Source organism: Tamlana crocina (assembly GCF_012037625.1).
Genome location: NZ_JAAVJS010000219.1, coordinates 1 through 463 on the forward strand (window position 1 = coordinate 1; position 463 = coordinate 463).

General features: G+C 40.4%; 1 protein-coding gene. It reads right to left on the reverse strand.

Annotated elements, in window-relative coordinates; all coding sequences use genetic code 11:
• Positions 1 to 172: 172 nt before the first annotated feature.
• A partial coding sequence (locus tag HC176_RS16405) for a 16S rRNA (guanine(527)-N(7))-methyltransferase RsmG (RefSeq protein WP_209309760.1) occupies positions 173 to 463 on the reverse strand: 291 nt, incomplete at its 5' end.

Below are 463 nucleotides of genomic sequence, written 5' to 3' on the forward strand. Positions count from 1 at the left end.
AACTTTTCACCTTTGGAAATCTACCCGTGCAAAATGTCACCGAACTTCCAATTGAGGTCCCAAGTACAGGAGTCTATTACATCAAAATTCACCTAAAAGATGTTACCCGATCCTTAAAATTCATTGTTGAATAAGAACAATAGAGCCGGATAAAATCCGGCTCTATTGTTTGTTATTTCTTAAACTTAAGGGGAAGGTGGACTACCTTTTTGGTCTCAAAGAAATCTTCCTCGAAATAATCCTGAAGATCATAGATCACAGCAGTACCATATTCTGCCAATTCCTCTGAAAGATCCCCTCCTTTTAGATAAAGAATACCATTCTTAAGTTCATGTCTGCTCTCTTTAGCGATTTTGCCTTTGGTCCAATGCACAAAGGTAGGCATGGCAGCCACTGCCCTGCTTACGATAAAGTCGTAATGGCCCGGCACCTCTTCTACTCTGGCATTTGTAGTGTGAACATT